General features: G+C 55.2%; 3 rRNA genes. All 3 read left to right on the top strand.

Features of this window, described 5'->3' with window-relative positions:
* Positions 1-174 precede the first annotated feature (174 nt).
* The 3 genes from HMI57_RS18220 to rrf all read left to right on the top strand — a co-directional run bounded on the left by HMI57_RS18220 (position 175) and on the right by rrf (position 5,728).
* Positions 175-1,701 (top strand): 16S ribosomal RNA (locus HMI57_RS18220).
* A gap of 535 nt (positions 1,702-2,236) precedes the next feature.
* Positions 2,237-5,401, top strand: a 23S ribosomal RNA gene (locus HMI57_RS18215).
* 210 nt (positions 5,402-5,611) lie between these two features.
* Positions 5,612-5,728 (top strand): 5S ribosomal RNA (rrf, locus tag HMI57_RS18210).
* Together the 16S, 23S and 5S rRNA genes form the textbook arrangement of a ribosomal RNA operon.
* The last annotated feature ends 63 nt before the right edge of the window (positions 5,729-5,791 follow it).

The raw sequence follows: 5,791 nt of genomic DNA, 5'->3' as shown, positions 1-5,791 counted from the left end.
TTTGAGAACTCAATAGTGTGCCATGTTTGTTGATACCGATTGTTTTATTGATTGGTTGAATTTGGCTGCATAGCATCACCCCGTGGTGTTGTGTGGTTGTTTTTGGCTGGTTTCGAATTTTGCGCGTGCCTGTTTACTGGTTTTTCCTGGTGGTGGGTGCGTGTCTGTAATGCATTTACGGAGAGTTTGATCCTGGCTCAGGATGAACGCTGGCGGCGTGCTTAACACATGCAAGTCGAACGATGATCCCAGCTTGCTGGGGGATTAGTGGCGAACGGGTGAGTAACACGTGAGTAACCTGCCCTTGACTCTGGGATAAGCCTGGGAAACCGGGTCTAATACTGGATATGACCTTCTGGCGCATGCCATGTTGGTGGAAAGCTTTATTGCGGTTTTGGATGGACTCGCGGCCTATCAGCTTGTTGGTGGGGTAATGGCCTACCAAGGCGACGACGGGTAGCCGGCCTGAGAGGGTGGACGGCCACACTGGGACTGAGACACGGCCCAGACTCCTACGGGAGGCAGCAGTGGGGAATATTGCACAATGGGCGCAAGCCTGATGCAGCGACGCCGCGTGGGGGATGAAGGCCTTCGGGTTGTAAACCTCTTTCAGTAGGGAAGAAGCGAAAGTGACGGTACCTGCAGAAGAAGCGCCGGCTAACTACGTGCCAGCAGCCGCGGTAATACGTAGGGCGCAAGCGTTATCCGGAATTATTGGGCGTAAAGAGCTCGTAGGCGGTTTGTCGCGTCTGCCGTGAAAGTCCGGGGCTTAACCCCGGATCTGCGGTGGGTACGGGCAGACTAGAGTGATGTAGGGGAGACTGGAATTCCTGGTGTAGCGGTGAAATGCGCAGATATCAGGAGGAACACCGATGGCGAAGGCAGGTCTCTGGGCATTAACTGACGCTGAGGAGCGAAAGCATGGGGAGCGAACAGGATTAGATACCCTGGTAGTCCATGCCGTAAACGTTGGGCACTAGGTGTGGGGGACATTCCACGTTTTCCGCGCCGTAGCTAACGCATTAAGTGCCCCGCCTGGGGAGTACGGCCGCAAGGCTAAAACTCAAAGGAATTGACGGGGGCCCGCACAAGCGGCGGAGCATGCGGATTAATTCGATGCAACGCGAAGAACCTTACCAAGGCTTGACATGAACTGGAACAGCGCAGAGATGTGTTGGCCGCTTGCGGCCGGTTTACAGGTGGTGCATGGTTGTCGTCAGCTCGTGTCGTGAGATGTTGGGTTAAGTCCCGCAACGAGCGCAACCCTCGTTCTATGTTGCCAGCGCGTTATGGCGGGGACTCATAGGAGACTGCCGGGGTCAACTCGGAGGAAGGTGGGGACGACGTCAAATCATCATGCCCCTTATGTCTTGGGCTTCACGCATGCTACAATGGCCGGTACAAAGGGTTGCGATACTGTGAGGTGGAGCTAATCCCAAAAAGCCGGTCTCAGTTCGGATTGAGGTCTGCAACTCGACCTCATGAAGTCGGAGTCGCTAGTAATCGCAGATCAGCAACGCTGCGGTGAATACGTTCCCGGGCCTTGTACACACCGCCCGTCAAGTCACGAAAGTTGGTAACACCCGAAGCCGGTGGCCTAACCCCCTTGTGGGGAGGGAGCTGTCGAAGGTGGGACCGGCGATTGGGACTAAGTCGTAACAAGGTAGCCGTACCGGAAGGTGCGGCTGGATCACCTCCTTTCTAAGGAGCACCTCGAACCTGTTCTCATCAATCCAGTGTGGTTGGTGTGGGGTTCGCAGGAGTATGGCCTATTGCGCGGGCGTTTGTTCCGCGGTGGGCTGCTCAAGGGTGGAATATCAATGGATAGGTGCCTGGTGGCGCTGGCTGGCAGTTGAGTACGGTCGCCCTCTTCGGGGGGTGGTGTGGAAAGGGTGTTGGTTGGTGGTGATCGGGTTATCGTATGGCACACTGTTGGGTCCTGAAATAACAGGGCTCTGATTCTCGTGCATTGTTCACATGCTTTTGGGTGTGTGGGTGGTGTGGGGTGGGTTGGGGTGCTGGGGTTTCTGGTTTTTCCCTGCCATGGCAGCGGGATCCTGTGTTTGATGCGCCGGTTGGTGTGTTGGCGGGGTTGTCTGCTGGTGGTGTGGGGTTGTTGGTTGAGAACTGCATAGTGGACGAGAGCATCTTAAAAATAAGAAGCAATTTCAAAAAATCTTGGTTTCAGACGTTGTCTGTTGCCATGGTTTTCTCGATATGTTTTTTGATCTTTTGTGGTCAAGTTTTTAAGGGCACACGGTGGATGCCTTGGCATCAGGAGCCGAAGAAGGACGTGGGAATCTGCGATAAGCCTGGGGGAGTCGATAACCGGACTGTGAGCCCAGGATTTCCGAATGGGGAAACCCCGCCTGGCCAGCGATGGACCGGGTGACCCGCATCTGAACACATAGGGTGCGTGGAGGGAACGTGGGGAAGTGAAACATCTCAGTACCCACAGGAAGAGAAAACAACAGTGATTCCGTTAGTAGTGGCGAGCGAACGCGGATGAGGCTAAACCAGTGGTGTGTGATAGCCGGCGGGCGTTGCATCACTGGGGTTGCGGGACTTTCCGTACTGATTCTGCCGGATCAGTGAAATGAGTGCAGGCGTATAGGTGAACGGTCTTGAAAGGCCGGCCGGAGAGGGTGTAAGTCCCGTAACCGTAATGCGTGCTGCCGTTTGGAGAGTATCCCAAGTAGTACGGGGCCCGAGAAATCCCGTGCGAATCTGCCAGGACCACCTGGTAAGCCTAAATACTCCCTGATGACCGATAGCGGACAAGTACCGTGAGGGAAAGGTGAAAAGTACCCCGGGAGGGGAGTGAAACAGTACCTGAAACCGTGTGCCTACAATCCGTCAGAGCGTTGCTATCCCTTCGGGGGTGGTGGTGTGATGGCGTGCCTTTTGAAGAATGAGCCTGCGAGTTAGTGTTACGTCGCGAGGTTAACCCGTGTGGGGAAGCCGTAGCGAAAGCGAGTCTGAATAGGGCGAGTGAGTGGCGTGATCTAGACCCGAAGCGAAGTGATCTACCCATGGCCAGGTTGAAGCGACGGTAAGACGTCGTGGAGGACCGAACCCACTTCAGTTGAAAATGGAGGGGATGAGCTGTGGGTAGGGGTGAAAGGCCAATCAAACTTCGTGATAGCTGGTTCTCCCCGAAATGCATTTAGGTGCAGCGTTGCGTGTTTCTTACCGGAGGTAGAGCTACTGGATGGCTAATGGGCCCTACAAGGTTACTGACGTCAGCCAAACTCCGAATGCCGGTAAGTGAGAGCGCAGCAGTGAGACTGTGGGGGATAAGCTTCATAGTCGAGAGGGAAACAGCCCAGACCACCAACTAAGGCCCCTAAGCGTGTGCTAAGTGGGAAAGGATGTGGAGTTGCGAAGACAACCAGGAGGTTGGCTTAGAAGCAGCCATCCTTGAAAGAGTGCGTAATAGCTCACTGGTCAAGTGATTCCGCGCCGACAATGTAGCGGGGCTCAAGTACACCGCCGAAGTTGTGGATTTCAGATATTAGCTAAGCCGGAGACTTGTTCTCCTGAGTTCAGGCGTCTGGAGTGGTAGGGGAGCGTCGTGTGGGCGGTGAAGTCGCGGTGTAAACCAGCGGTGGAGCCTACACGAGTGAGAATGCAGGCATGAGTAGCGAAAGACGGGTGAGAAACCCGTCCGCCGAATGATCAAGGGTTCCAGGGTCAAGCTAATCTGCCCTGGGTAAGTCGGGACCTAAGGCGAGGCCGACAGGCGTAGTCGATGGACAACGGGTTGATATTCCCGTACCGGCGAAAAACCGCCCATACTGAGCAGGGGATACTAACCGCCCGAAACCTGACCGTCCACCCTTCGGGGTGATGCGGTTTTTGGTGGAGCGCGGGACCTGATCCTGGGAGGTAAGCGTATTAACAGGTGTGACGCAGGAAGGTAGCCGGGCCGGGCGATGGTTGCCCCGGTCTAAGGATGTAGGAGGGACCATAGGCAAATCCGTGGTCCTGGTTTTGATACCGTCTCTGAGACCCGATGGGCCCCGTTATGCGGGGATCCGGTGATCCTATGCTGCCTAGAAAAGCATCGGCGCGAGGTTTTAGCCGCCCGTACCCCAAACCGACACAGGTGATCAGGTAGAGAATACTAAGGCGATCGAGAGAATTATGGTTAAGGAACTCGGCAAAATGCCCCCGTAACTTCGGGAGAAGGGGGGCCTCACCCGTGACCGACACTTGCTGTCGTGAGCGTTGTGGGGCCGCAGAGACCAGGGGGAAGCGACTGTTTACTAAAAACACAGGTCCGTGCGAAGTCGCAAGACGATGTATACGGACTGACTCCTGCCCGGTGCTGGAAGGTTAAGAGGACCGGTTAGTGCCCTTCGGGGTGCGAAGCTGGGAATTTAAGCCCCAGTAAACGGCGGTGGTAACTATAACCATCCTAAGGTAGCGAAATTCCTTGTCGGGTAAGTTCCGACCTGCACGAATGGAGTAACGACTTCCCCGCTGTCTCAACCATAAGCTCGGCGAAATTGCACTACGAGTAAAGATGCTCGTTACGCGCAGCAGGACGGAAAGACCCCGAGACCTTCACTATAGTTTGGTATTGGTGTTCGGTGTGGCTTGTGTAGGATAGGTGGGAGACTGTGAACCCTGGACGCCAGTTCAGGGGGAGTCATCGTTGAAATACCACTCTGGTCATACTGGATATCTAACTTCGGCCCGTAATCCGGGTCAGGGACAGTGCCTGATGGGTAGTTTAACTGGGGCGGTTGCCTCCTAAAAAGTAACGGAGGCGCCCAAAGGTTCCCTCAGCCTGGTTGGCAATCAGGTGTCGAGTGTAAGTGCACAAGGGAGCTTGACTGTGAGAGAGACATCTCAAGCAGGGACGAAAGTCGGGACTAGTGATCCGGCGGTACATTGTGGAATGGCCGTCGCTCAACGGATAAAAGGTACCTCGGGGATAACAGGCTGATCTTGCCCAAGAGTCCATATCGACGGCATGGTTTGGCACCTCGATGTCGGCTCGTCGCATCCTGGGGCTGGAGTAGGTCCCAAGGGTTGGGCTGTTCGCCCATTAAAGCGGTACGCGAGCTGGGTTTAGAACGTCGTGAGACAGTTCGGTCCCTATCCGCTGCGCGCGCAGGAAATTTGAGAAGGGCTGTCCTTAGTACGAGAGGACCGGGACGGACGAACCTCTGGTGTGTCAGTTGTACTGCCAAGTGCACCGCTGATTAGCTACGTTCGGATGGGATAACCGCTGAAAGCATCTAAGCGGGAAGCCTGCTTCGAGATGAGATTTCCATACACATTTGTGTGAGAGGCCCCCAGCCAGACCACTGGGTTGATAGGCCGGACGTGGAAGCAAGGACTAACGACTTGTGAAGCTGACCGGTACTAATAAGCCGATAACTTACACCACACACACCACCCGTGAACGGCATCAAAAGACGTTCACACCTAAGGTGCGTGTAAAAGATATGCTGCTTTCGTCCACTATGCGGTTCCCAACCAACAACGGAACCATAACAACTACATACAGGAACACTCTTTGTCCACGAACACAGATTGTTCACAGTTGTAACCACAAAACTTCCCACCCCCACCAACACGGGGGAACGGGTAAAAGGGTTACGGCGGTCACAGCGTGGGGGAAACGCCCGGTCCCATTCCGAACCCGGAAGCTAAGACCCACAGCGCCGATGGTACTGCACCCGAGAGAGTGTGGGAGAGTAGGACGCCGCCGGACAACCATTAGACGAAAGGCCCCACCCACGGTGGGGCCTTTCGCACTTAACCCACCACCCCACCC

Source organism: Arthrobacter sp. 260 (assembly GCF_013116745.1).
Classification (GTDB): Bacteria; Actinomycetota; Actinomycetes; order Actinomycetales; family Micrococcaceae; genus Arthrobacter_D.
Note: the sequence above shows the minus strand (reverse complement) of the source record. Positions and strands in the feature narration are given on the sequence as shown.